The 24,910-nt window shown below is 53.8% G+C and carries 23 protein-coding genes; 4 read left to right on the forward strand and 19 right to left on the reverse strand.

Annotated features, from left to right (window positions below; translation table 11 throughout):
• Window positions 1-12 precede the first annotated feature (12 nt).
• The 4 genes from FE848_RS14760 to FE848_RS14775 all read right to left on the reverse strand — a co-directional run bounded on the left by FE848_RS14760 (window position 13) and on the right by FE848_RS14775 (window position 7,001).
• On the reverse strand, window positions 13-1,113 hold the full coding sequence (locus tag FE848_RS14760; protein WP_200204623.1) for a mandelate racemase/muconate lactonizing enzyme family protein: 1,101 nt from the start codon (window positions 1,111-1,113) through the stop codon (window positions 13-15).
• Window positions 1,114-1,270: 157 nt separating this feature from the next.
• The gene (locus FE848_RS14765) at window positions 1,271-4,393 is read right to left on the reverse strand and encodes an efflux RND transporter permease subunit (RefSeq protein ID WP_200204624.1); all 3,123 of its coding nucleotides are present in this window, start codon (window positions 4,391-4,393) and stop codon (window positions 1,271-1,273) included.
• Window positions 4,393-5,676 carry an efflux RND transporter periplasmic adaptor subunit gene (locus FE848_RS14770; protein WP_200204625.1) on the reverse strand — a complete coding sequence of 428 codons (1,284 nt, stop codon included), beginning with the start codon at window positions 5,674-5,676 and terminating at the stop codon, window positions 4,393-4,395. Before FE848_RS14770 ends, FE848_RS14765 begins: the two co-directional genes overlap by 1 nt.
• 5 nt (window positions 5,677-5,681) lie before the next feature.
• The gene (locus FE848_RS14775; protein WP_200204626.1) at window positions 5,682-7,001 is read right to left on the reverse strand and encodes a TolC family protein; all 1,320 of its coding nucleotides are present in this window, start codon (window positions 6,999-7,001) and stop codon (window positions 5,682-5,684) included.
• Between the two features lie 333 nt (window positions 7,002-7,334).
• On the opposite strand from FE848_RS14775, the gene FE848_RS14780 reads away from it, so the two are divergent.
• Window positions 7,335-7,595 carry a hypothetical protein gene (locus FE848_RS14780; RefSeq protein WP_200204627.1) on the forward strand — a complete coding sequence of 87 codons (261 nt, stop codon included), beginning with the start codon at window positions 7,335-7,337 and terminating at the stop codon, window positions 7,593-7,595.
• 132 nt (window positions 7,596-7,727) lie between these two features.
• On the opposite strand, the gene FE848_RS14785 is transcribed toward FE848_RS14780, so the two are convergent.
• The 8 genes from FE848_RS14785 to FE848_RS14820 form a co-directional block, all read right to left on the reverse strand.
• Window positions 7,728-8,150: a c-type cytochrome gene (locus FE848_RS14785; RefSeq protein ID WP_200204628.1), complete on the reverse strand. Its 423-nt coding sequence runs from the start codon at window positions 8,148-8,150 to the stop codon at window positions 7,728-7,730.
• A gap of 89 nt (window positions 8,151-8,239) precedes the next feature.
• Complete coding sequence (locus FE848_RS14790; RefSeq protein WP_200204629.1) at window positions 8,240-10,552, reverse strand: heavy metal translocating P-type ATPase; 2,313 nt, start codon at window positions 10,550-10,552, stop codon at window positions 8,240-8,242.
• On the reverse strand, window positions 10,545-10,772 hold the full coding sequence (locus FE848_RS14795) for a hypothetical protein (RefSeq protein WP_200204630.1): 228 nt from the start codon (window positions 10,770-10,772) through the stop codon (window positions 10,545-10,547). Before FE848_RS14795 ends, FE848_RS14790 begins: the two co-directional genes overlap by 8 nt.
• 30 nt (window positions 10,773-10,802) lie before the next feature.
• Window positions 10,803-12,155 (reverse strand): APC family permease, encoded by a 1,353-nt coding sequence (locus FE848_RS14800; RefSeq protein ID WP_200204631.1) that lies wholly within the window; start codon window positions 12,153-12,155, stop codon window positions 10,803-10,805.
• Between the two features lie 11 nt (window positions 12,156-12,166).
• Window positions 12,167-12,520: a hypothetical protein gene (locus tag FE848_RS14805; RefSeq protein WP_200204632.1), complete on the reverse strand. Its 354-nt coding sequence runs from the start codon at window positions 12,518-12,520 to the stop codon at window positions 12,167-12,169.
• A 166-nt stretch (window positions 12,521-12,686) separates the two neighbouring features.
• Window positions 12,687-13,436 (reverse strand): copper resistance protein B, encoded by a 750-nt coding sequence (locus FE848_RS14810; RefSeq protein WP_200204633.1) that lies wholly within the window; start codon window positions 13,434-13,436, stop codon window positions 12,687-12,689.
• The gene (locus FE848_RS14815) at window positions 13,433-15,151 is read right to left on the reverse strand and encodes a copper resistance system multicopper oxidase (protein WP_200204634.1); all 1,719 of its coding nucleotides are present in this window, start codon (window positions 15,149-15,151) and stop codon (window positions 13,433-13,435) included. The genes FE848_RS14810 and FE848_RS14815 overlap by 4 nt, the downstream gene beginning before the upstream one ends.
• A 17-nt stretch (window positions 15,152-15,168) precedes the next feature.
• Window positions 15,169-15,762 carry a plastocyanin/azurin family copper-binding protein gene (locus tag FE848_RS14820; RefSeq protein ID WP_200204635.1) on the reverse strand — a complete coding sequence of 198 codons (594 nt, stop codon included), beginning with the start codon at window positions 15,760-15,762 and terminating at the stop codon, window positions 15,169-15,171.
• Here FE848_RS14820 and FE848_RS14825 point away from each other — a divergent pair.
• From FE848_RS14825 to FE848_RS14835, 3 genes are all read left to right on the forward strand, one after another.
• Window positions 15,725-15,886: a hypothetical protein gene (locus tag FE848_RS14825; protein WP_200204791.1), complete on the forward strand. Its 162-nt coding sequence runs from the start codon at window positions 15,725-15,727 to the stop codon at window positions 15,884-15,886. The two genes, FE848_RS14820 and FE848_RS14825, sit on opposite strands and share 38 nt — an antisense overlap.
• 81 nt (window positions 15,887-15,967) lie before the next feature.
• On the forward strand, window positions 15,968-16,633 hold the full coding sequence (locus FE848_RS14830; protein ID WP_200204636.1) for a response regulator transcription factor: 666 nt from the start codon (window positions 15,968-15,970) through the stop codon (window positions 16,631-16,633).
• Window positions 16,620-17,954, forward strand: coding sequence for an ATP-binding protein (locus FE848_RS14835; RefSeq protein ID WP_200204637.1), 1,335 nt, complete (start codon window positions 16,620-16,622; stop codon window positions 17,952-17,954). Before FE848_RS14830 ends, FE848_RS14835 begins: the two co-directional genes overlap by 14 nt.
• Window positions 17,955-17,967: 13 nt before the next feature.
• On the opposite strand, the gene FE848_RS14840 is transcribed toward FE848_RS14835, so the two are convergent.
• The 7 genes from FE848_RS14840 to FE848_RS14870 form a co-directional block, all read right to left on the reverse strand.
• Entirely contained in the window at window positions 17,968-19,677 is a 1,710-nt protein-coding gene (locus FE848_RS14840; protein ID WP_200204638.1) for a protein adenylyltransferase SelO, read from the reverse strand.
• A gap of 3 nt (window positions 19,678-19,680) precedes the next feature.
• On the reverse strand, window positions 19,681-20,034 hold the full coding sequence (locus tag FE848_RS14845; protein ID WP_200204639.1) for a YkgJ family cysteine cluster protein: 354 nt from the start codon (window positions 20,032-20,034) through the stop codon (window positions 19,681-19,683).
• 145 nt (window positions 20,035-20,179) lie between these two features.
• Complete coding sequence (locus FE848_RS14850; protein WP_227715378.1) at window positions 20,180-21,022, reverse strand: transporter; 843 nt, start codon at window positions 21,020-21,022, stop codon at window positions 20,180-20,182.
• Between the two features lie 56 nt (window positions 21,023-21,078).
• The gene (locus tag FE848_RS14855) at window positions 21,079-21,555 is read right to left on the reverse strand and encodes a glycine zipper family protein (RefSeq protein WP_200204640.1); all 477 of its coding nucleotides are present in this window, start codon (window positions 21,553-21,555) and stop codon (window positions 21,079-21,081) included.
• A 20-nt stretch (window positions 21,556-21,575) separates the two neighbouring features.
• A complete protein-coding gene (locus tag FE848_RS14860) occupies window positions 21,576-21,716 on the reverse strand; it encodes a hypothetical protein (RefSeq protein WP_200204641.1) in 141 nt (46 codons plus the stop codon).
• A gap of 94 nt (window positions 21,717-21,810) precedes the next feature.
• Window positions 21,811-23,259 (reverse strand): DUF1254 domain-containing protein, encoded by a 1,449-nt coding sequence (locus FE848_RS14865; RefSeq protein ID WP_200204642.1) that lies wholly within the window; start codon window positions 23,257-23,259, stop codon window positions 21,811-21,813.
• A gap of 134 nt (window positions 23,260-23,393) precedes the next feature.
• The gene (locus FE848_RS14870; RefSeq protein WP_200204643.1) at window positions 23,394-24,905 is read right to left on the reverse strand and encodes a DUF1254 domain-containing protein; all 1,512 of its coding nucleotides are present in this window, start codon (window positions 24,903-24,905) and stop codon (window positions 23,394-23,396) included.
• Window positions 24,906-24,910 lie beyond the last annotated feature (5 nt).

Consider the following 24,910-nt stretch of genomic DNA (forward strand, 5'->3'; position numbering starts at 1 on the left):
CCAATGCAACCACTACTCGTAGACATCAATCAGGGTTAGCTGCTCGAAATCCGGAGTCACACCCAGCCCCGGGCGATCACTGAGAGTCATTACGCCGGAAGAAACCTCAGGTGCGCCTGTGGCAAGCTGAACTGTATTGTAATTGTGTAGATCGGTTGTGGTAAGCAAGGCTTTGGCCGGAGTGCTGGCCGCCAGATGCGCATAGGCAGCCGTTGCTATACCACTGCCCCAGGCATCTTCTATGGTCATGGCTATGCCGGCATCGACGCACACATCCCGAATGATTCGTGAAGGCGTAAGGCCACCTACCCTGCTGACCTTCAGCGCCATGGCGTCCATGGCATCATCGCGCAAGGCCCGCTGCACATCGGCCAGGGAGTTCAGGCTTTCATCCAGTTTCACGGGGTGGCGGATTCTGCGGCGTACCGACAGGCACTCCTCATAGCTGTAACAGGGCTGCTCAAGATAGATCTCCAGGTCTTCAAGGGCCCGTGAAAATCGCACGGCCTCGTCCTGCCGCCAGGCCCGATTGACATCACACATCCAGATCTCGTCAGCCTGTTTCACTTTGCTCAGAGTGCGGATGAGATCAATATCTTCTTCAACGCTGTGGCCCAACTTGATCTGGATGCGGCGAAACCCCTCTGAACGAAACTGGCGCAACGATTCTTCCATCTCATCCGGCTCCGCCAAGGGAACATTCCGGTGCAGCGGCATGGATGGCGTAAGCAGCCCACCCAGCAAGGTGTAAACCGGGAGCCCGGCCTGCTTGCCCAGCAAGTCCCAGCAGGCAATATCAATGGCCGCTTTGGCCACTGCGTGCCCGGTCAACGCTTGATCCATTCGTTGGTTGATTCGCGTGGTTTGGGTGGGATCTTCGCCCATCACACTGGGCGCCAGCAGGGACAAGCACGAGGGAATCCCTTCAGAAAAAGCCGCCATATAATTCGGCCCGCAGGGGCAGACTTCGCCATATCCAGACACCCCGGTGTCTGTGGTCAGTACCACCACCGTGCTGGTAAATACCGTATGCGACCGCCCCCCGGCAAACGCATACGCTTTGCCCGTGTAGGGTAAATCTGCGGTGTACACCGCGATGTTCTCGATACGCATGATACGCTCCCTGTCACGGCGAGTTAGGCATGCATTCAGCATAGTCGCCTCAGGCTTATGACGCTGGCTTTTCTGAAAAACCGGGATTCATATTCGTGCTTTCGAGACACTGCCGCATATAGACCTCTTCTATATGCGGCAGTACGGAGCAAGCCTCTTAGTTGGATAGCGCCTTCCGCCTCCAAAGATAAAACAATACCGGAATGACCAACAGCGCCAAAATGACCGCGGTGATCATGCCGCCCACCATAGGCGCTGCGATACGGCCCATCACCTCCGAGCCCGTTCCGGTGCCGACCATTATCGGAACCAACCCACCAATGATCGCTGCCGCGGTCATCATCACTGGCCGCACGCGCATACCGGCGCCGTGCAGTACCGCATGTCGAAGCGTTTCTCGCCTCGGCTTCAGGCCTTTATACTCGCAGGCTTCAAGCATTGCCTGATAAGACTGGTTGAGATACACCAGCATGATGACGCCAATCTCCACAGCGACACCGGCTAATGCAATGAAACCCACGCCCACCGCAACGGAGAAGTTATAACCCAATAGATACATTAGCCAAACAGCACCAATCATTGCGAACGGAAGCGTGCCCATGATGATGCCCACTTCCGTAAAGTTTCTGAAGTTCAGAAACAACAGGATGATGATAATCGCCAGTGTTAAGGGCACCACGCAGGTCAGCTTTTCTTTCGCGCGGAGCATGTATTCGTATTGGCCCGACCAGGCGATGGAATAGCCCGCGGGCAAGTCCAGTTCTTCCTGCACAACCGCCATTGCCTGTTCCACGTAGGTGCCCACGTCAACACCCTCTATATCCACAAAGGACCACCCATTAAGACGAGCGTTCTCACTTTTGATCGCTGGCGGCCCATCTTCTATTCGGATATCGGCGACATCCGCCAGTGCAATCCTCTGGCCGGAGGCCGTCACTATGGGGAGCTGTTCCAGTTTCTCGGGCGAATCCCGGTAGTCTTCCGGATAGCGAAGGTTAATGGGGTAACGCTCAAGGCCCTCTATGGTTCTGGAGACATTGATCCCGCCAATCGCAGAGGCAACCACTTGCTGTACGTCCGCGATATTCAAGCCATAGCGCGCAGCGCGTTCACGATTGATATCCACCTTGATATATCGACCACCTGCTACTCGCTCGGAGTAAACTGACGCCGTGCCGGGCACGTCTGCCAGAATTTCCTCCAGGCGTTTTCCGACATTCTGGATAGTGGCCAGATCCGGGCCCGCGATTTTGATGCCTACGGGGGTTTTAATACCCGTTGCCAACATGTCGATGCGGGTGATGATCGGCATTACCCAGGCATTGGTGACACCAGGAAAGCGAATCAGTGTGTTGAGTTCCTGCTTGAGCTTGTCTGTGGTCATGCCCTCGCGCCACTGATCTCGGGGCTTGAGCTGGATGAAAGTTTCAATCATGGTCAAAGGTGCCGGGTCGGTTGCCGTATCCGCGCGCCCTACTTTGCCGAACACAGTTTCCACTTCCGGCACCGTCGCAATCAATTTGTCCGTCTGCTGAAGTAACTGACGGGCTTTGCCGATTGAGATTCCGGGATAGGTCGTCGGCATGTACATCAAGTCCCCTTCGTCCAGCGGGGGTATGAATTCACTACCGATTTGTGTTGCAGGCCATAGGCCAACAGCCAATATCAATATGGCACCCAGCACAGTCGACAGCGGAAACCTGAGCACCAGTTTCAAGACCGGCATATAGGCACCGACCAACACTCGGTTTATGGGATTCTTATGCTCGGGCAGTACTTTGCCTCGGATAAAATAGCCCATCAGCACCGGGACCAGCGTTACCGCAAGGGCCGCACTGGCAGCCATGGCGTAGGTTTTGGTGAACGCCAATGGCGCGAACATTCGCCCTTCCTGCGCCTCAAGCGCAAACACCGGCACAAAACTGACCGTTATGATCAACAGCGAGAAAAACAGCGCCGGCCCGACTTCAGAGGCCGACTTGGCGACGATCTCCCATCGATTCTCCGGCGTGAGCGGCGTTCGCTCCATATGCTTGTGCATGTTCTCTATCATAACAATGGCCCCATCGATCATGGCGCCGATCGCAATGGCGATACCACCGAGAGACATAATATTGGCGTTGATGCCTTGCCAGTACATGACCGTAAACGCCGCCAGAATGCCCACAGGCAGGCTGATAATCGCCACCAACGAAGATCGGACGTGAAACAGAAAGACCATACACACCAGGCCGACGACCAGAAACTCTTCCAGCAGTTTGAAAAAGAGATTGTCGACGGCTCGCTCAATCAGACCCGAGCGATCGTAAACGGTGACCACTTCAACGCCGTCGGGCAGGCTTGATTGCAATTCGCCCAGCTTGGCTTTAACACCATTGATGGTCTCCTGAGCGTTTTCACCGAAGCGCATCACCACGATGCCACCAACGGCCTCCCCTTCCCCGTTAAGCTCGGCAATACCGCGCCGCATCTGAGGTCCCACTTCCACACTGGCCACATCCTGAAGCAGAACCGGTGTGCCGTTCACATCGAGGCCCAGCGGAATTACCATCAGGTCTTCCCGGGACTCAATGTAACCTGAGGTACGCACCATGTATTCTGCTTCGGCCATTTCGATAACCGATGCCCCGACTTCCTGATTACCCTGCTGAATTGCTGTTTGGATAAGTGAGAGGGGAATTCCCAATGCGCGGAGCTTTTCCGGGCTGACCTTGACCTGGTATTGCTTCACCATGCCGCCAAGCGCAGCAACCTCGGATACACCAGGCACGGTTTGCAGTTCGTACTTCAGAAACCAGTCCTGAAGACTGCGCAACTGACTCAGGTCGTTCTGCCCTGTTCGATCAACCAGCGCATAGAGATACACCCAACCAACACCCGTGGCGTCCGGGCCCAATTGCGGCCGCGCTGAATCAGGCAGGTTAGGTGCAACTTGCGACAGGTACTCCAGAACTCTGGAGCGAGCCCAGTACATATCGGTATCTTCATCGAAAATCACGTACACGTAGGAGTCGCCAAAAAACGAATAGCCACGTACGGTTTCCGCACCGGGAACCGACAGCATGGCGGTCGTTAGGGGGTAGGTAACCTGGTCTTCGACTACTTGTGGGGCTTGTCCCGGGAAGTTGGTTTTAATGATAACTTGCACATCAGACAGGTCTGGAAGCGCATCGACCGGGGTTTTACTGAGTGAGTACAGGCCCAGCCCGGTTATTAATAAACTCGCCAGCAGCACCAGAAAGCGGTTTCGAATGGACCAATAGATAATCGATTTAATCATCAGTTGGCTCCCTCATGGTTCATATTTCCGTGATCCATGTTTGCGTGATCCACCGAATCAGAGGCCATGGTCGACATACGCAGGAAATCCGAGGTCTTGCTGGATTCAGAATCAATCAGGAACTGGGCAGAGGTAACCACCGTATCGCCTGGCATAACACCGCCAAGAATTTCGGCGTACTGCTCACCAACACGACCGACCTTCACCGTGACGGATTTGAACGCGCCACCATCCAACGCCAGCACCAGTCGATCACTCTGGCCGGTTCGAATAACTGATTCCCGCGGCACCAGCAGTTGCCGGCTGGTGCGGGCGCCCTGAATGTTCAGCTCTGCAAACATGCCCGGCAGCAAGGTGCCATCGGCGTTGTCAAAACGCATTCTGACCCGGGCCGTACGGGTCTTGGGATTAACCTCCGGATACACATAATCCACCTTCCCGGTCCATTGACGTCCCGGTAAATAGTCCAGCGTCATCACCACGCGATTATCGGATGCCACTGCGGACAACTGGCGTTCAAATACTTCGCCAATAACCCACACCTCATCCAGCGCAGCGATGGAGAGAACTCGATCCCCTGGCTTGATAAACATCCCTTCGCGAACATTAAGGTTGTCGATAACCCCAGAGGTGGGCGCATACACCGTTAAGGTACGCTGCAATTTCCGGGTTTTCGTGATCTGGCGAATCAAGCTTACGGGCACATTGAGCGCCGCCAGGCGCTCCTTGGCGGCATTGACCAAACGCTCATTGCCCCGGTTTAACGCCAGAATCAGTTCATCCTGAGCGTTGACCAGCGTGGGCGAATAGAGTGTGTAGAGTGGCTTGCCCTTCTCGACCGGTTCGCCCTCTGCCTTCACATAGAGCTTCTCGATCCACCCCTCAACCCGAGGATGGACATGAGCCATATCGTCTTCGCTGTATTGAACGTACCCCAGCGTCGTTATATCGTTCGGCAGGCGACCCTGCGTGACTGGCCCCGTCCTTACCCCCAGATTGTTAACCACACTTGGTGAAATACGAACGGTACCAGGGGCGTCCTGCCCTGATCCGCTACCTGCATAAACCGGTATCAAGTCCATCCCCATGGGGGATTTACCCGGTTTGTCACTCTTGAAATTGGGGTCCATGGGCGCTACCCAGTGCGTCGGTTCTTTACTGACACTGCTCGTAGTCTCAACCATCAAAGCCTGTGAAGCTTCAGGGGCAAGCCAATAGGTTACGATTGCTCCGGCCACCCCACCTACTAATAAAAAGCCCAATGGGCGCATAACGTTTGCCATGATTGTTAATCCTGGGAATTGTTCAGTGAGAATGAGGGGGAACCAGCGGTACCGGCAGTGAGATAGCGAAAGGTTGCGAGGTTTTTCGCTCGTTCAGCCGTCATCTGTATAAAATCAACTTGTGTGTTCAACTCCGCGATGCGCGCACGGACGGCTTCGGCGAAATCGCCATCATCGTTGTTGTAAGCTGACAGTGCTGCATTGGCCTGCTCCGCCATCTGTGGAAGCAGCGTCTGCTGGTAAAGCATGATGCGCTCATCGAGTCGGTTAACTCGGGCAGCGGCGGCACGACCTTCGGCTCTTATGCGCCGAACCTGCAGCATCCGGTCAGACTTCGCCGCTTCTACGCGCGCGATTGCCGCGCTCACGGTACGGTCCTGGCGATTGCCGGTAAAAATAGGCAAGTCGAACCCGATTCCGATTGAAAAGAGATCCGCCCGATCCTGCCCGTTCGGGGCTTGGTCCCGATATCCATACTGTGCGGACACTGTCCATTCCGGCTTGTAAGCCTGGCGCGCCAGCTCAACATCGATAGACCCGGCATCAATTAACTGGTCTGTAGCGCGAATTGATGCGTGAGTGATCACGGAGTTATTACTGACATCAAGCGCTGGGTATGGCAGCCGGGCTAACAGATTCGGGGGGATGCGCTCGCTTACCTGCAAACGGAAGGTGTCAGTACCAACCCACTCTCCCAACTCTTCCTGGGCTGTTTCCATCTGGGAATGAAGCGCCGTTAAGCGGTCATCAAGACGGGTCAACTCCAAAGACGCACGGATAATATCCTGCTGCCGTGAACCGTTCATTGTTGAGGTGTACCCGGCCTCCGCAACGTCGGCCAACTGTTCAAAAAGTCCGCGATTGCTTTCAACCAATCGAACACTCTCTTGAGTTTTCCAAAGTTCAAGCCACAGGTAGGTGACTGACCTGACAATTAAGTCCTCTCGATTCCCCCGCTGAAATGTCTGCGATTCCGCGAGTTCTTTCTTCTTATCACGGGCAAGAGACCGACTATTACCACGGGGAAATCGCTGGCTGAACCCAATAGTGGCTTGGGTCATGCCCTCTTGACCGGTATCGAAGGTATCCGTGGGAAGGTTTGCGGCACCTAATGTAATTCGTGGATCCGGTAAAGCACCTGCCGCAACAGATTCATCCAGAAGAGCCCTCTGCAGTTGGATGCTTTGAGCGGACCAGGGATCTCCTCGGATCGCAATATCAATGGCGTCGTCAAGGGCAAGTCTTGGCTCCGCAGAAAGCCCAAAACTCGTTAAAAAAAAGGCACCTATCATAGCTGTTTTATATACACGAAGCAGATCATTCAAGTTGCATTCTCCACTGAATTAGCATGCAGAGAAGAATCATAGAAGCGTTATCTGAACTCAGACTGAATTTCAGAAACCGATTATTCATTTTTGACCTGAATCAATATTTTTTATATCGAATAAAAATATTCAAACATTACTGAAAATTTATCGTTTGTTTCAGGATCAGTTCAGGAACGGGTGGTTAAATCGAATCATCAACCAACAAGGAGGATCTTTAAAAAGTATTTGTAAAATTAATAAAGTCTAATTATATATATTAATTTTTCTCGCATACGCAATCAAAATTTAAAGATAAATAAACTGCCATTAAATTAAAATGAGGAACTTGAAATGAAAAAAATTATTATAGCCGCGGCAATAACAGCTTTGTTCTCCACTATGGCATTTGCTAACTCTGGCTTGGCCGACCGGTTCAACGAGGCGCGAAGCTATCCGCACAAAACAACTGAGAGCACTATGGATACTGGCGCAATGACCAATCATCATAAGCAGATGAAAATGAATATGAGCAAGTCAGATATGGAAAATCAGCATAAAAAAATGCATATGAAAATGAGTGCAGCGAAGTTAAAGAGCCATCATGATTCATAAAGTATAAGAAGTTTGGAATCCACGCTCTCAAACACTGAAAATATTAGCAGCGAAAAAGCCACGTTAAAAACGTGGCTTTTTATTTTATATTTAAAAGGGTCGAATAGACTAAATTTTCCCAAAAGCTAAAGCTTACATCCCGCTCCTTTCAAACCATGCATCATAGATCCGCTTATCCCATTTGCTCTGGAAGAAGGCGATAGCGGCTTTTTGATCGTCTTTAGAAAGTACACCTCCGAAGGCAGGCATTTGTCCGCCCATGGGAGCGCCACCTTGAGCGATTGTGCCCATCAGCATGTCGAATGGATGGTGCCAGGCGTGGCCTGTTCCGTTGAGTGGCGGCGGCGGAAAGGAACCATCCGCTAGCCGCTTTCTCCAATTGAAGGCGCCTTGAGCGTTGGATCCATGACAGCTTGCGCAGTTGTTGTCGAACACGGGTGATCCACGCTCGACTTGCGCCTGGGTATACCAGCGCCCATCCACAGTCCCATCACTGCAACCGCTGATAAATCCAATCATAAGAACACCCAAGGAAATCTTTACCTTACGCATCATGTTTTGTGCCTCAGATCTTTTGCGCACCCCCAAGCCAAGGCGGCTTGGGGTGCCGTTACACGTTCCACTGGGAAAGACTCAAACCGTGTTTACTTAAGCTTAACCACCCTCAAACGCATCGCATTGGCAATGACACTGACTGAAGACAGTGACATCGCAGCAGCAGCAAAAATCGGTGATAACAGAATCCCTGCGACCGGGTAGAGCACACCGGCGGCAATCGGTATGCCAGCCGCGTTATAAATGAAGGCGAAGAACAGGTTCTGCCGTATGTTGCGCATGGTCGCGATTGATAAGTGGCGCGCTTCCACAATACCCATCAGATCCCCACGCAAAAGGGTTACGCCCGCGCTTTCAATCGCCACATCTGTGCCGGTACCCATGGCAATGCCCACATCGGCCGTTGCCAGCGCCGGTGCGTCGTTCACGCCATCTCCGGCCATGACCACGATACGGCCCTGATCCTTGAACCGCTGAACGATCTTCGCTTTGTCCTCTGGCAGCACTTCTGCTTCGACTTCATCAATATGGAGCTTGCGAGCGACGGCTTCGGCAGAGGTTCGGTTGTCCCCTGTCAGCATAACCACGCGGATGCCGTCCTTCTGCAACGCAGTTATAGCCGCTTCGGTGGTTTCTTTGATTGGATCTGCAATGGCGATCAACCCACAAATCCGGTCTTCCACCGCGGTGAATATCACCGTGGCGCCATCCACACGCAACTGGTCTGCCTTTTCTTCAAAAGCAGAGGTATCGACGCCTTGTGATTCCATCAACAGCCGGTTACCAATCAGAACGCTTTTCCCATCAATCTTGCCAGTTACGCCTTTACCATTGGGCGAATCAAAATCCTCTGCATCCGGCAAGGCAAGTTCCATGGCTTTGGCTTTATCAAGAATCGCATGGGCCAGTGGGTGCTCACTGCCCTTCTCCAGGCCACCGGCATATCGCATCAGATCTTCCTCACTGAAGCCGTTTGCCGGAACCAGTTTCGTCACCTTGGGCTTACCTTCGGTCAGTGTGCCGGTTTTATCGACCACCACCGTATCGACCTTCTCCATACGCTCAAGCGCTTCGGCATCACGGATCAACACACCATTTTGTGCGCCCCGCCCTACGCCAACCATGATTGACATAGGCGTCGCCAGACCAAGAGCGCATGGGCACGCAATAATCAGCACGCTCACCGCTGCAATAAGGCCATAGGCCATTGGAGGCGTTGGCCCGACGACGGACCAGACAATAAAGGCAATAACGGCGATCACGATGACCACTGGAACAAACCAGCCGGACACTTTGTCTACCAATGCCTGAATCGGCGCACGGCTGCGCTGTGCGTTGGCCACCATCTGCACAATCTGCGACAGCATGGTGTCGCGCCCGACTTTGTCAGCTCGCATGATGAAGCCGCCTTGCTGGTTCATGCTGCCACCAATCACCTGATCACCCGTCTGCTTGCTCACAGCCAGGGGTTCACCCGTCACCAGGGATTCGTCGACATTGGAGCGCCCCTCAAGAATCTCTCCATCCAAGGGCACTTTGTCGCCCGGGCGTACTCGCAAACGATCACCGACCTTCACCTGATCAAGAGAAACGTCGGACTCACCCCCGTCATCGTCCAGCTTTCTTGCCGTGGCCGGGGCCAGATCCAGCAGGGCTTTTATCGCACCCGAGGTTTTCTCTCGAGCACGGAGTTCCAGCACTTGCCCAAGCAACACAAGCACCACAATAACGGCAGCTGCTTCGAAATAAACGGCGACCGAGCCATCCACCTGGCGGAAAGCATCGGGGAAAATCTGTGGAACCAAAGTCGCGACAAGGCTATAGATCAGCGCAACGCCAGTACCCATTGCGATCAACGTGAACATGTTCAGGTTGCGGCTGAGAACTGATTTCCAGCCTCGCACAAAGAACGGCCAACCACTCCAGACAACAACAGGCGTTGCCAGCACCAACTGAATCCAGTTAGAAGTTTGCGGCGACAGGATGTGATCGAGGCCTGTGAGGTGGCCGCCCATTTCAAGCAACAACACCGGAAATGCGAGAAGCAGTCCAATCCAGAATCGACGAGTCATATCCGTAAGCTCTGCCGAAGGCCCGTCGTCGAGGCTCACTTGTTCCGGCTCCAGGCCCATGCCGCAAATCGGGCAATCTCCAGGCCCTTGCTGACGAATCTCCGGGTGCATCGGGCAGGTGTACATGGTTCCGGGGGCTACCGGCTCCGCAGGCTCCTGTTTCTCCCCGAGGTATTTATCCGGGCTTTCATCAAACTTCGTCTGACATCGGGAAGAACAGAAATACCAGTTTTTGCCAGCATGCCGGCTGCGATGCTCCGCGGCATGGGGGTCTACAGACATTCCGCAAACCGGGTCTTTAACAGCGTGTTCATCGTGATGCTCACTCATTACGCGCTCCTGCTTTATCTGCCGGCCAATCCGCAAACGCAACGAAATATAGAAGAACCAGGTTTACCATCGGTATAAGGATCAATATTCCCATCCAACCGGGGTAACCGGTACGCTGACAGATCCGCCACGCGGGTATGACCACGACAATGGCGATGACCAGCATCCATAGCCAATGCCCTGCCCACATTGTATTCCCAAACATATCCCCTTCCATCATGGGGTTACCCTCCGATTTGCGTGTTGAATGTCAGTGATGGTGTTCATGAGATTCATCACTGTTTAGCGACTTTCTTCTAGCGGACGACTTCAGGAATATCTGCTCGGCAACCGCTATTACAACCATTGTGGCCACCGCCACGCCTATTACAAAGGGGTCGGTGTTCAGCTTGACCCACACAAAGCCGCCCAGAATCATTAAATCCAGGATGATCGCCACCGCTGGTACCCATCTCGCAGCCTTCACATCCTGATGCAGGTAGCGCAGCACGCCCCAATGAATGGATATATCCATGATCAGATAAAACACAATGCCCAGTGCTGCAATTCTTGATAGATCGAAGAAAGCGGTCAGAACCAGGCCGAGCACCACGGTGTATACAAGAGTGTGTTTCTGGATGCTGCCAGGCATTCCAAAGTGGCTATGGGGCACCAGCTTCATCTCGGTCAGCATGGCCAGCATGCGAGAGACTGCAAAAATACTTGCGAGAATGCCTCCGGCCGTTGCCATCATGGCGAGCACAACTGTGAACCACAGGCCGTAATCACCCAGTGCCGGGCGCGCTGCAGCAGCTAGAGAATAGTCCTGGGTTTCAATGATTTCGGCTAGGGATAAATTACTCGAAACGGCGAACCCCACTAGTGTGTAGAGCACAACGCAGGCGGCAATGGAGATGACAATGGCGCGACCGACGTTGCGATGCGGGTCTTTCACCTCGGAGCCGCTGTTGGTAATGGTGGTAAACCCCTTGAAGGCCAGTATGCCCAGAGCCGTTGCGCCCAGGAAGTTACCGAAGGCGCCTGCTTCACCGCTTTGGGAAAAATCTACAGCGAGGCTGTCGGCCAGCCACACGCCTACCAGCCCGAAGACAAGAATGCCGCCAATCTTGAGGATCCCGATCAACGACGCTGTGCCCTGAATCCAGCGGTTACCAAGCAAGTTGATCAGGAATGCCGCAACAATCAGCGACACACCCAGGATGGAAACCATGCGCCCGCTTTCATCGCCGCCGAACAATTGCATGGTGTATGACCCGAATGTTCGAGCCAGGAAGCTCTGGGCAATCACCATGGAGAAATACATCAATAGCGCGTTAAATGCCGTTGCCAGCTTGTCCCCATAAGCCTTATGAAGATACATGCCAATACCACCCGCCGATGGGTAGGCATTGGAAATCTTGATATAGGAGTAGGCGCTGAACGACACAACGATTGCTGCCGCGAGAAAGGCCAGTGGAAAAAGAGCCCCGGCCATCTGGGCCATTTGTCCGGTCAGCGCAAAGATACCGGCGCCAATCATGACGCCGGTGCCCAGCATGACGGTCCCTGATAGGCTCAGGCTACCTTCCTTGTAGCGAGTGGTTCTGTCTTGCTCCCTGCTCATTGAAACTCCTGTTATTTTTTCATGGGTGGGATTTTCGAACAGCAAAACGGCTCATGCTTTGCGTTTGCACGGACGTTGTCATCGGTGAACCGATACCACGCGAGTTTTTGTCGGTGCCACCAACCGCTTTTTAAACGCCCCCCGTTAGCTTCAACAAGAGCAACCAACTCGTCAGTGGACCAATGTGTTCCATCAAACACAGCAATCAGCTTTCCTTCCGGTTTAGCCTCCGCAAAATCCACACATGGATGATGGTTCAGCTCCTGGATCAAGTCGCTCCATTGAACCTCAGAAAGGCCTTCAACCGTCAGTTTGCGCCGAAGCAGAAATTGCGCCTGGTTTGTTGTTTTATGAGCTTTGGCCATGGTTATGCACCTCTCAGCCGAATTGTCCAGCCTCTATCACAACACCCCAAACTGAATTGCAGCTGAAAATCGGAGAGCGAAACGACCTGTTCGCACCGAAACTTGCTGTGCGTCAAGTTGCGCTGAAACAGGCCAAGGGGTAATAACCCAAGGCCTGTCAGGCTTTTCAGAAAGAGAGCCGCGCCCCAACGACCGCAAACCAATCTTCGGTACTGCCGCCGTCCGCTCTGGCGAAGTCGGCCGTGTCGCCGTATTTACGTTCGTGAACGACACCCACGTAAGGCGAGAAGGCGCGGTCAATCAAATCGAAGCTCAGGCGCAACCCGGTTTCTGTCGAGACCAGGCCCTTACCAACCCCAATTTCCCGATCCTCGCTGAATGCTGCCGTTGCATCGAACGTAGCTGTGAGAATCCAGTAATTGGTGAGAAGGAGTTCATACTCTGCATCCAGCTCCGCAGACGTATCACCCTTTTTGCTCACGTAAAGGTTTGCATCAATTTCGAACCACTGGGGCGCCAAGCCTGCAACACCTAGCACGGCATAGGTTCGGTCAGGGCCTTCGGGGGTGTCGAAGCGCACACCGGCTTTTGCGTCGAAAAACGTGGAGATCGGGATTTGACCGACCAATTGATTTTCAAGGGTTTCGTACGCCTGTTCGTTAATGGCGTACTCACCGCTGGTAAGCCAACGAACCTTCAAGTCGTCGGTGCCGTAGAAGAAGTCTGCATCCCATACAGCAAGTTCTTCATCATCGTCACTGTAACGGTATTCCAACTCCTCGAATTGCACTCCCCACACCTTTAAGGGCTCTTTTCGTTCAGTGGTGTCCAGTATTCTCTGTTGAGCAGAAACCAGAGCTGGGATCGCACCCAGCCCCAAAGCCGCAATTACAATTAAAGGGGTCCAACGTTTCATGCGTCACCTCCAATAGTGGTCGGCGGCCCGCCCTCAACAATAACTTTACGGAACATTCCCGCAGCCATGTGGTAGCTCAGATGGCAGTGAAGGGCCCACTGTCCCGGCGCATCGACTTCAGTTTCCATATAGACAGTGGTACCGGGTTGTACGCTAATGGTGTGTTTGATTGGGTTCCTCACACCAGCGCCAACATCCAGGATCGACCACATGCCATGCAGGTGCATCGGATGAACCATCATCGTCTCGTTGACAAACTTGAAGCGAACGCGCTCGCCGTATTGGAGGCGTATGGGGTCTGCATCTTCGTACTTAACACCGTTGATGCTCCAGGTATAACGCTCCATGTTTCCGGTCAGGCGCAACTCAACTTCACGTGTGGGCTCTCGCACGTCATAAAGCGGCTTCTGCGCGAATAAATCAGCGTAGGACAGGAACTTACCGCCATTGGCCGCTGTTGGAACCAGTCCACTGCCGTCGGCGTAGAACGGATCACTGGGACCGCCCTCAGGCATCATCATCGAACCATGATCCATGCCCGCCATGTTCGAGTGATCCATCTCAGCCATATCCGGCATCGTGTCAGAGTTGGCCATATTGCTGTGATCCATGCCCGACATTTCACCCATGTTGCCATGATTCATTCCAGGCATGTCACCATGGTCCATACCGGGCATGCTGCCCATGTCCGCCATGGTTAAGCGCCCTGGCTTGCGCAGCTCTGGAACGTCGGCTTCCATACCTTCTTTGGGCGCCAAGGTTGCTCTGGCATACCCGGAGCGCCCCATGGACTCGGCAAAAATCGTATAGGCCTGCGCTTCTTTCGGGCGCACGATCACATCGAAGGTTTCCGCAACGCCAATACGGAACTCATCAACATTAACGGGCTGCACGTTATTACCGTCGGCTTGCACAACGGTCATCTCAAGACCGGGAATGCGAATGTCAAAATAGGTCATCGCAGATGAATTGATAAAGCGCAGTCGAATGCGCTCGCTAGGCTCAAAAATGCCCGTCCAGTTCTGTGTCGGACCTTTGCCATTAATCAGGCCGGTAAACCCTTGCAAGTCTTCAACATCGGCCTTCATCATCCGCATATCACCCCACGCCAGGCGATCCTTCACCGTGTTCAGGAAGCCGTTTTTCGACGCGTCTGAAAAGAACTCGCCCACGGTTTGCTGGTCACGGTTGTAGTAATCCGGCGTCACCTTGAGGTTACGCATGATCCGGTCACTGGAATGTGGGTGTTTGTCCGTCAACTGAACCACGTAATCACGATCGTATCGAAACGGCTCACGCCCTTCCGGCTCAATAACGATGGATCCGTAAGCACCCTCGGGCTCCTGAAAACCTGAGTGGCTGTGAAACCAGTAGGTTCCGGACTGGGTAATAGGGAAATTGTAGGTGAACGTCTCCCCGGGTTTGATACCAGGGAAACTGATACCCGGAACACCATCTTGCTCAAAAGGAAGAATCAAACCGTGCCAGTGGATGGAGGTCATCTCGTCAAGGTTATTTGTAACGTTGATGGTCACCTCTTCACCTTCTTTGAAGCGCAACACCGGACCAGGGGATTTGCCGTTATACCCGACGCCCTCTTTCACAAATTCCCCGGTATCGATTTCGACGCGATCTACTGTCAGGTTGTATTCACCCGCTAAACCAATGGCCGGCAAAAGCAGACCTAATGCGCCTGCAACAAGGGTTTTCTTCATGGTCAACATCTCCCGAACTACTGTGTTGCCGTCAAAGGTTTCAACTCGCCGGCGAGTGAGCGAACAGGTGAATCTTCTGAGTTAAAACTCACATCACCGTACATGCCAGCTTGGTAGTGCCCTGGGACGTTGCAAGCAAACTCAATATCGCCCTTCTCGGAAAACGTCCAGACTACTTCCTGGCTCTCACCCGGCTCTAACAGCACACTGTTTGGATCGTCATGCTTCATGGTCTGACCATTCCCCATGTCCATCTCCATCATGTCGTGATTGAGCTTGCCCCCTTGAATAATTCCGTGCTCAACCATCATGATCATTTCTTTTTGATGCGCCTCATGCATATCGGGCGTACCAATGTTGAATTCATGCACCAACTGCCCTTTGTTCTGAACCACAAAGCGCACCGTTTCGCCTGGTTTGACTTCGATAGTTTCAGGCTCGTAGTAGTTGTCATACATGTCCACAGTAATACTGCGGCTGGCATCCGAGGCTTTACCTGGCTCGCCACTGCTGGCACCGTGGCCGTGCCCACCTCCGTGGGTACCGGCGCCGAATGCTGTTAAGGAAATTGACATGGCAACTGCTGCAACTGCGGATTTTGCTAGACTCATCAAACCTTCTCCTGTGATACGGCGTAACGTGCGTTCAAAACTTATGTTTTCCCGCAACGTGAATGGTTTATTAAAAACGCCCGCTACCATCGCCCATGAACCTGAACTCTTTCTGAAAATCTGAAATTATTTGCAGTTCAGGCTCAATTCAGTTTGATAAGCGACACTGCTGTAGCCTGTTTTGGTTTAAAAAAGGAAGCGACACATGAGACTACTGCTGGTTGAGGATGACCGACTGCTTGCTGAGGGGCTTGCCAGCCAACTTGAGAAGGCTGGCTTCAGTGTGGATATCACGCACTCAGCCAAAGAGGCAGTGGTTTTAGGTGAGCAGGAAGACTACAAAGCCGGTGTGCTGGATCTCGGGTTGCCAGATGGTAACGGCCTGGACGTGCTTAGAAAGTGGCGATCAAACAAAATCAGCTTTCCGGTACTGATCCTGACGGCAAGGGGGGATTGGCAAGATAAGGTCAACGGCCTCAAAGCCGGCGCGGATGATTACCTGGCCAAACCCTTTCAGACCGAAGAACTGATTGCCCGGTTGAATGCCATCATGCGCAGAAGCGAAGGCAGAGTTCATTCGTCAGTTAAGGCGGGGCGTTTTGAGCTGGATGAAAACCGGCAGTGCCTGAAGGTCGAGGATGGCACAGAACACAGTCTGACCGGCACCGAATTCCGGTTGCTTCGATGCCTTATGAGCCGACCTAGCCATATTTTCTCGAAGGAGCAGCTCATGGAGCAGCTTTACAATCTTAACGAAAGCCCCAACGAAAATATCATCGAAGCTTACATTCGGCGCCTGAGAAAGTTGGTTGGAGCAGAGACCATCGCAACGCGGCGCGGCCAGGGATATCTATTTAATGACGCTGTTTAGAAAGCCTGTCTCCGTTAAGGGTGCGCTTCTGCTCCTGCTATTACCCGCAGGCATAGGTTTGATGGCCATCGCGTGGCTTGTGCATGGGTTGCTGCTGGAAAGAATGTCCCGGGAGTTTGTTGAGAGCCGCCTGAAAGACGAAGTGGCTTTTCTGGAGCATCATATTCGCCAATCTGACGGCCAGATCGACATGCTTCAGACCGGCGATTATTTTGAGGAGGTGTTCCATCATGCCTTTGCTATACAATCGCCGGAACAAACAGTCATATCCCCGCAATCCTGGCAGCCGTTGCTGAGCCCCCTGCTGCAATCAGATGAGCAGCGCAGCATCAGGGTACATGGTGAAGAAATACCCAATGCTCCTTCCGATATTCTGGCCTATCGAAAATCATTTTTTGTAGGAGGCGCCCCTATTACTGTGATCGTTTCAGAAGACATGGGAGCGTTGCAAAACAGCCAGGCAGAACTGCATGTCTGGACGGCAATCGTATCAATATTGCTGATCTTTTTACTCGTAGGAGTTATCTGGTTTGGTATCAACCTGTCGATGCGCCCCGTTGTCTCACTGCAAGCTGCTCTCAAACGTCTACAGAGCGGTGAAATTTCCCGGATTAACGTAGAGGCTCCGGAAGAATTCCGGCCACTGGTGCAACAGCTCAATCAATTATTGGACTCGCTTGATCAGCGGCTTGAACGCTCCCGAGAAGCGCTCGCAAACCTGTCTCACAGTGTTAAAACCCCTATCGCAGCCGTCAGGCAGGTTCTGGAAGATACCAGTCGCCCCCTGGGTAATGATCTGAGGCTTGAAATGGGCTCGCGCCTGGGTGATATCGACAGGCAACTGGAAGCGGAAATGCGCCGCAGCCAGTTTGCCGGACCACAAGTGGGCAAAAGTGCATATCCGGTAAAACAGGCTCGCGATCTGCTTTGGATGCTGGGCCGGCTCTATCCTGAAAAGTCTTTCGAGCTATCTACCTCACTCACTGAGGAGTTTCGCTGGCCGATAGAAGAGCACGATTTGAACGAAATATTGGGGAACTTGCTCGATAATGCCGGGAAGTGGTCTTCAGAATGCGTTGAACTCTCTTTGGAACAACATCATAGCCTGGCGCAGATTACCGTAACGGATGACGGCTCCGGGGTTGCAGAGAGTGAACGACTGCTCTTGGGCGAAAGAGGCCTTCGGCTGGATGAACAAGTCCCGGGGCATGGACTTGGCCTTGCGATCGTCCGTGAGATTGTCGCTCGATATGGAGGGGAAACCTCTTTTGCAAAGGGATCAAAAGGCGGTTTGAAAGTACAGATCGAAATCTCCGTTTAAAACTAGTGAACCATCAAGACGAACAACTGTAATGGGACGCGCCGCCAATGCCGAAGAGCTCCAGAGGTTTCAACCGGTAGTACCTGTTTTCCGTGAGCGGAGACTGTTCAGCGTATGGCTGAGTCATCACCTTTTGCAGCTCTCGCAACAGCTCATAGTCTCCCGCTGCCGCCTGTTGATACGCCGGCACCAGATGCCATTCCCGCAGGCTGTATTTCGGGTTAACCTGCTTCATCTGGAGGGAAATCTCTTCTCCAGAGCGCGCCGAAACAGTGCTTTCCGAAGTGTTGATGCCCACCAGTTCTTGCCACTGGGCAAGCCAGGAGGACCAGCGCTCGTCAAAGCTCTCTGGGTCTGCCTCGTAAGCCTGGCTTTTATAAAAGCTCTTTTTCAGCGGCCCTATATCATTCGGCAACTCTGAAAGCTCACGGAAAAACATCGTGTAATCCACCGGTGTTTGCACCATCAGCCCTGCCAGGTCGCGGAACAACTCCGGATGAAATTTAACCAGCCCAAGTTTCGCGGCCCACATCTTTTCCATCTCGGCCTGCATAACTCGGGCAAAGCCCTCTCTGATCTCATCAAGTTGTTGCAGGTACTGCGGGTGCGTGGTTAACAACGGACGCAACGCCACGCAAAACATGTGGAAGTTCGCCTCGGCGGCCATAGGCTGGTTCAAAAATGAGTAGTGCTCTCCCCCACCTGTCCAGGGCTGGAAGCGCGGATTGAATGCATCGCAGAAGCCGAACGGGCCGTAGTCCAGCGTATAGCCGCCGGCAGCACAGTTGTCGCTGTTGAAGTTACCCTGGCAGAAGCCGACCCGAATCCAATTCGCCACCAATGACGTGAGCCGACTGCGAAATTCCTGCGCCAGCGCCACAACCTTGTCTGGCGTGGCCAGAGTGTGGTCGATCACTTCACTGTATTCGCGATCAATCAGGTGCATAACTATTTGTTCGGTTTCTTCCAGCGCTTGCGGGTGTTCATTTTTGCGGGCACGACGACCGAACAATTCAAGCTGCCCTACCCTGATAAAAGACGGAGCAACACGAGTAGTTATCGCAACAGGATCAGATACCAGAATATCCGGATCCATTGATCGCGAACCTTCTGAATACCAAGGCCGTCTGACTTTCTCGGTTTTAGACACGTACAAACTCAATGATCGTGACGTGGGTACTCCCAGCGCATGCATGTGCTCCTGTGCCAGGAACTCCCTGACACTGGAACGCAAAACAGCTCGGCCATCGCCACCGCGACAATAGGGCGTCCGACCGCCGCCTTTTAGCTGCATTTCCCAACGTTGACCGTTGATGACGGCTTCCAGCACCGATACGGCTCGGCCGTCGCCGTATCCGTTACCGGTCTGAAACGGGCACTGTTGAACATACTCGGTGCCATAAATGGACAGGGCGTAGCCACAAGCCCACCCCACCTTGCGCATGGGCGCAGGGACAAACGACAGATCACCGGAGAACATCCGAACGAAGTCGTCGGACTTTGCCAGATCGTCAGCAAAGCCCAGTTCACGAAACAAACTGAAGCTGTGGGCCACGTATTCGGGGTTTTCTATGGGCGTAGGAGCAACCGGTACATAGTGGCCGCTGAAGACTTGCCGTGGCGCGTGGTCATGGCCATCTGGCGTCGCATCAGGATCGCAGTTAAGCGAGTCCATCAGCGAATAGTCGGCCAATTTTGCAAGATCGTTGAGGGTCGTCAGCATAACTTAAACCAGCACCTGCCGTGTTGTAGCAATATAGTGATGCACCTGCCGCTCGGTTTCCGGATCAACCATGTTTTCCGGGCGACGTTCGCGGGGGCACGCCATGCGGGGCGTTGTGCCAAACAGCCGACATATCAGCGGGCGTTCCTCATACACAGTGCATCCATCTGGCCCCAGGTGCACGCAATTGAACTCGTTCAATGCCGCTTCATGTTCTGCAGCTGATTTAACGGGCAGGCGGGAGATTTCTTCTGAAGACGTTGTCACCGGGCCACAGCAGTCGTGGCATCCCTTCACGCATTCAAACGTTGGAATACGCTCGCGCAGTCGCGCGATTATGTCCCGATTACGATACATTTTCAGTCACAGTTTTGCTCTCTGCCTCTTTCGTATTTAGGTGTACCCTACGATACAACGCCCGACGGCCACTTTACCAATCCGTGGGCTTAAACGAAAAGGATGTTTATTAACTATGGCATTAAGGGTGGCCGGGGCTATGTTTTCATTGTTTCTTAGGAAACAGGAGCGTAAACGTGAATCGCAGCCCCCATTCAGGACCATTGTCTGGTGCATCAAGGTAATAGCGGGCACCGCCCTGAAAACTCACCAATTGCTCACCAAGTTTGGTCACTTTGCTGTAGGCGATATTGAGCGGAATGGTCCACTGCTCGGCCTCCCAGTTATAGGTCGACTCCAGGGCAACGTTAACAGTGCGGCCGCTGCCAAGTCCCTTCGCAAGGAACGGCTGCAAATAGGTGGCGTTGATGTCCCCGCGGTCGCTCTCTCCCGCAAAGGACCAAATGTGATTAGCCAGCGCACCGTACGTCCAACCGGTGGTGGTTTGTTTCAGTGCAACAATAGTGGGGCCAGCACCCCATTTTTCTGCCCCAAGCAGGTCGTCAGTGGCGGTAGGAATAAGAAGAACCGGTCCAGCGCCCCATGTCCAGCCGCTTGCCGTCAAAGCCTTTGGTGAAAAGAACAGGCTCTGCGTTACATCGCCCAAGCCAGACTGGTCGCCCGCCCCGGGGAATATTTCATCCTGAAACACGAGCGGAACGATCGTGCGCGAAATCATATTCCAGTCTTCGCTAATCGAGACGGGTATCACTGGCTGCACGTTAAGGGTGTACTTGTAGCCGTCATCCTGGGTGCCGATACCGTCGTCGTAGTTGAGCTGCATTGGCACGCTGGTAAGGCTGGCAATGGGGTTTGCAAGTTGCTTGGCAAGCTCGTCGACAGAACCCTGCGCATAGACAGCAGAGCAACCGATGCCCAACGGAATTGCCAAGACCGTTAACGAGCAAGCTTGCCGCAAAAGCACACTCTTTTTTAATTGTGAACGCATGGTTTTATTCTCCGGTCGCAAAGCTGTGAAAAGTTCGTAAAGGTTTCTTCTTCTATTCACTTAACCGTGTAGCCACGGCCTTCAAGACAGGCGGCATAGGCACGATTATAATCGTCGTTCTTGGCAGTGGATTGGGCTGCCAGTTGTTGTTCTTCCTGTTGATGTTCCTCTTGCGCCTCCCGGTTTGCACGGCGCTGCCTCAGTCCACCAACAACGGCCCCTGCTACAGCACCGCGCCGCGCTGCTTCCGAACTATCGCCCGCAATGGCACCCAGGGCGGCACCGCCGGCGGCACCATGCACTGCACCGCCGGCTTGCTGCTCTGGCCCCAACTGCGCCACACTGCCCGGCGCCGGATTAGCCGGATCGTAGCCAGCATTTGTTTTGGCCCAGTTAGAACAGTCCAGCTTGTCCTTCGCCTGTTGGTCGGATGACTGTCCCTTATCTGGATATATGAATACTTCCTGTGCCAGTGCCTGATGCGCGGCACTGAGCAGCAATAAAGTGAGCAAGCATTTGTTTAACGTATTCATTCCATAGCTCCTTTATGTTGTTATATTAGAACCGGACGCCCAACCTGCCAGTCCACGCCAGCCATGAACTGATAGGTAAGATCAGAACCACCACCGCCAACATCCGTATAGCCCAGCAGGGACCATTCTTCGTTGAGCGGGTAGAGTGCACGTACACCCATCACAGCATCAGTCCTGCTATCGGAACCGCTCGCGCTCTTAGCTACACCCGGGAAAACAGTGCCTGGAGTCGTCGAACGGACAACGCTGGCTCGCTTACTTAACCCTTGCCACTTTGGGCATGTTATAGGAGCCATCGGTGAGCGGTGCGTAAGGTCCGTAAAAGCGCGCGGTGAAGCGGAACCCGTCGGCGGGCGCCGGGAGCCAATTCTTGGCCTTAGCCGGGTCAGAAGGCTTTTCGTTCTGAACATAGATCACCAACTTGCCATCCTTCAGCACAAAATCACCCGCTTTCAACATGAAGCTGTTAACGGTATAGCGGTTAATTTCATTGGCAACGAAGTAGCCATTGGCGTCATAGATTGGGATTGACCAGAACTGGGTTACCGGCGGGAGGTCGTTCATGTCAAAGGTCAGAGTGTAGTGATTCTTGCCATTGAACGGCTTGCCATCGGAATCAGTGAACAGGAACGCGCCACCGTGTGAGACGTTCTTGTCTGGTGCGCCCCAAGCCGCATCGGCGATGATCGCGCGATCCATCCAGCGGGTTTCAAAGCCACCGTCATTACGCACAACGCCCCAGCCGTTCATATCAATCATGTTCGTTTTCAGGGTTTTACGAACACTGTCAAACCCGGCCTTGAATCCGGTTTCCAATGCAGCTTGCTGCTCAGATGGCAGCTTGTTCCAGTCAAAGGACAAGCCCTTGCCAATATTGAACACCTCAAGCTGCTCGACCATTTCCGCCTCCATCATTGAATCCTCAATGATGGGCGTGGTCGGGTCGTTCAGGATGACACTGAGCAGGGTGTAATATTGCTCGGCAGTCTGTTTATCGACCTGGCCGAACTGATACTCAGGCAAACCATCGGGGATGGGGAAATCGCCCGGAACAATCTTTCTGTCGGCTTGGGGAATGCCCTTGTGGCCATTGGCGAGCCAGTCAGCCAATGGCGTCATGGTCACCTGATCCTGATAGCCGTTGATCGTTTTGATTTCGGCATCGGTTCCGGTCATGACGGCCATCCGCACAAGACCAAAAGCGGTTTTGGCCGGCCACTTAATGATGTCGGTGGTCGGGAAATCGGCCGGTATATTGCCGGTAAAGCCTGGCGGCACCAGGATGTATTTTCGCGCTATGGTGCCATTAAAAGGCGAACCGACGATCAGCCTGAAAATGCCGTATTGATCCTGGACCTGAAAACTGAAATAGCGGTCCGTGATCTCTGGCACTTCGACAACGACTGGCCCTGCGCGCAGGTCAAGAAAGCCAGCGCCATAGAGAGTCGTTGCATTCGGCGTTACTACAGGATAATCAGGGGTGATTTGCTTGCGCACCCAGGCAAACTGATTCAGGCCGGCGTAAACGTCATTGTTCTTGTCGTCATTTTGGGTATAGGTCCAGCGCTGGCCGTAGTATATCGCCTGCTGCAGCCCATAAAGGTAGGCACGCTCTGCGACTTCTTCCAGTTTTGGGGTAGCCGCTGTCGTCGTAGTGGCAAGAGCCGAAAAAGCGACCGCAAATAACATCATTGGGATTTTCATATAAGCTCCATGAGGGAGAGAGTCCTCCGCCGGTTCGGCAAAGATCTGGCATCTTTTTATTATCAGTACAGTTGGTGCCATATGGGTATTGGCACCACGGGAAAGACAAGCTGCCCTCAAGGGCAGCTACATTACTACTTAGCCAGCTCAATCTCGCCCGGCCGCCAGGTTTTGTTAATCCAGGGTTCCAGCGGGCCGTACATGCGCAGGATCACGAACCAGCTCTTGCCCGGCACCGTCGCCAGCCAGTTGCCCTCTTTGCCTGCCGGTGCCTTGGGCCCGAAATAGAGGTCGAACGAACCGTCCGCGTTTTTTTGGATACCCTCGTCCTGGCTGCCGACCGTCGGGAACGCCTGGCTAGTCTGCAGTTGCGAACGGGTTTGGGTGTCGTAGATGGTGACGGCCCAGAAGTCGTTCACCGGCACGTTGGGCGGCAAGTGCAACTTGTAGGTCTTGGCGCCGTCAAACGGCTGCTTTTTACCATCCAGCACTGCCAGCGCATAGTCGGAACCTGCGCCCACATGACTGGTGGCCATGGCCGGGGTCACTCCGCCGGCATTGAAGTAGTAGAGCACGCGGGCATCCAGGTTCATGCTGCCGTTGGCCTCGAAGCTGGTGTTCTTGTTGGCAAACGCCGTTGACCAGATGCTCTTGGGGTCGTCGGGATAGATGTTTACGCCGGCGATGCGCGGGTGGTAGGTGATAACCCGCGCGGTGGCGGCGCCAAGCGTGGCGGCTTCGGTCAACAACTTCTTCATCCGCGCGTCAGGCTGGAACGGCTGGCCCTTGACGATACCGATGGCGGCAAGCTCACCACGCACTTCGGGATTGATGGCGTCGATCGGTTCCTGCTGGACGACCGCGTTGAGCTGTTCGAAATAGCTGAAGTCGCTGGGGAGAATGGTATTGAAGGCCTTGCCCGACACATTAACGTACTCGGTCGGCGCCGGGTTCTTGGCGTCCTTCAATGGGTAGACCTTCAAGCCGGAGGTGATGTTCTTGACCGCAGGCTCCAGCCCATTCTTGATCGAGCCGCGCAGGAACAGGAAGTTGCGGTTGGTCGTTGGCTTGAGCAGAAAATACCCGTCGGGCACCTTGCCGGTGTAGGCCGGCGGCAGCACCAGGTATTTGCCACCCTTGCCCTTGTCCGGGCCGGTAACGCCCATGTCGCCGGCGAAGCGCTGCCAGGCGTCGTCGAGGAAGCCGAGCATGCCTGGCGGAATTTCAATCACGGTCGGGCCGTCTTTGGCCAGGTCGGTGTAGGTATAGGCGTAGAGCGTCGAGGTGTTGGCCGTAACCACCAAGGTCTGCGAATCCATCAGCCCTTCGAACAAAGCGATTTTGTTGGCTCCCTCCGCGCCGGCACCGTCCAGACCCTTGCGCACACTGTACATCGACACGGCGCCCATGTTGTCGAGAAATATCTGTGTCCCGCGCATGCGGTCGAGATTGTCGTAAACCTTCTCGACCGTGTTGATGTTGGCCGGGACGCCGTCAAAGAACTCAAGTTTGCCGATGGACGTGTCGACCTTGTCGGGAATCGAGATCGACTTCAGCGTTTGCGGGGATACCTGTGCACACGCAGGACCGGTGATAGCCAGTGCACCGAGCACGGTAACGGCTAGCAGTGTGTGTGGAAGTTTCATTATTG

Origin of the sequence: Marinobacter sp. 1-3A, assembly GCF_016597775.1 — a bacterium.
GTDB classification, from domain to species: domain Bacteria; phylum Pseudomonadota; class Gammaproteobacteria; order Pseudomonadales; family Oleiphilaceae; genus Marinobacter; species Marinobacter xiaoshiensis.

Excerpts from the sequence above, each read along its gene's own strand:
- FE848_RS14760 (WP_200204623.1), bottom strand. The coding sequence starts at position 1,113 with ATGCGTATCGAGAACATCGCGGTGTACACCGCAGATTTACCCTACACG.
- FE848_RS14765 (WP_200204624.1), bottom strand. The coding sequence starts at position 4,393 with ATGATTAAATCGATTATCTATTGGTCCATTCGAAACCGCTTTCTGGTG.
- FE848_RS14770 (WP_200204625.1), bottom strand. The coding sequence starts at position 5,676 with ATGGCAAACGTTATGCGCCCATTGGGCTTTTTATTAGTAGGTGGGGTG.
- FE848_RS14780 (WP_200204627.1), top strand. The coding sequence starts at position 7,335 with ATGAAAAAAATTATTATAGCCGCGGCAATAACAGCTTTGTTCTCCACT.
- FE848_RS14785 (WP_200204628.1), bottom strand. The coding sequence starts at position 8,150 with ATGATGCGTAAGGTAAAGATTTCCTTGGGTGTTCTTATGATTGGATTT.
- FE848_RS14790 (WP_200204629.1), bottom strand. The coding sequence starts at position 10,552 with ATGAGTGAGCATCACGATGAACACGCTGTTAAAGACCCGGTTTGCGGA.
- FE848_RS14795 (WP_200204630.1), bottom strand. The coding sequence starts at position 10,772 with ATGATGGAAGGGGATATGTTTGGGAATACAATGTGGGCAGGGCATTGG.
- FE848_RS14800 (WP_200204631.1), bottom strand. The coding sequence starts at position 12,155 with ATGAGCAGGGAGCAAGACAGAACCACTCGCTACAAGGAAGGTAGCCTG.
- FE848_RS14805 (WP_200204632.1), bottom strand. The coding sequence starts at position 12,520 with ATGGCCAAAGCTCATAAAACAACAAACCAGGCGCAATTTCTGCTTCGG.
- FE848_RS14810 (WP_200204633.1), bottom strand. The coding sequence starts at position 13,436 with ATGAAACGTTGGACCCCTTTAATTGTAATTGCGGCTTTGGGGCTGGGT.
- FE848_RS14815 (WP_200204634.1), bottom strand. The coding sequence starts at position 15,151 with ATGAAGAAAACCCTTGTTGCAGGCGCATTAGGTCTGCTTTTGCCGGCC.
- FE848_RS14825 (WP_200204791.1), top strand. The coding sequence starts at position 15,725 with ATGGCAACTGCTGCAACTGCGGATTTTGCTAGACTCATCAAACCTTCT.
- FE848_RS14820 (WP_200204635.1), bottom strand. The coding sequence starts at position 15,762 with ATGAGTCTAGCAAAATCCGCAGTTGCAGCAGTTGCCATGTCAATTTCC.
- FE848_RS14830 (WP_200204636.1), top strand. The coding sequence starts at position 15,968 with ATGAGACTACTGCTGGTTGAGGATGACCGACTGCTTGCTGAGGGGCTT.
- FE848_RS14835 (WP_200204637.1), top strand. The coding sequence starts at position 16,620 with ATGACGCTGTTTAGAAAGCCTGTCTCCGTTAAGGGTGCGCTTCTGCTC.
- FE848_RS14840 (WP_200204638.1), bottom strand. The coding sequence starts at position 19,677 with ATGCTGACGACCCTCAACGATCTTGCAAAATTGGCCGACTATTCGCTG.
- FE848_RS14845 (WP_200204639.1), bottom strand. The coding sequence starts at position 20,034 with ATGTATCGTAATCGGGACATAATCGCGCGACTGCGCGAGCGTATTCCA.
- FE848_RS14850 (WP_227715378.1), bottom strand. The coding sequence starts at position 21,022 with ATGCGTTCACAATTAAAAAAGAGTGTGCTTTTGCGGCAAGCTTGCTCG.
- FE848_RS14855 (WP_200204640.1), bottom strand. The coding sequence starts at position 21,555 with ATGAATACGTTAAACAAATGCTTGCTCACTTTATTGCTGCTCAGTGCC.
- FE848_RS14860 (WP_200204641.1), bottom strand. The coding sequence starts at position 21,716 with ATGGGTGTACGTGCACTCTACCCGCTCAACGAAGAATGGTCCCTGCTG.
- FE848_RS14865 (WP_200204642.1), bottom strand. The coding sequence starts at position 23,259 with ATGAAAATCCCAATGATGTTATTTGCGGTCGCTTTTTCGGCTCTTGCC.
- FE848_RS14870 (WP_200204643.1), bottom strand. The coding sequence starts at position 24,905 with ATGAAACTTCCACACACACTGCTAGCCGTTACCGTGCTCGGTGCACTG.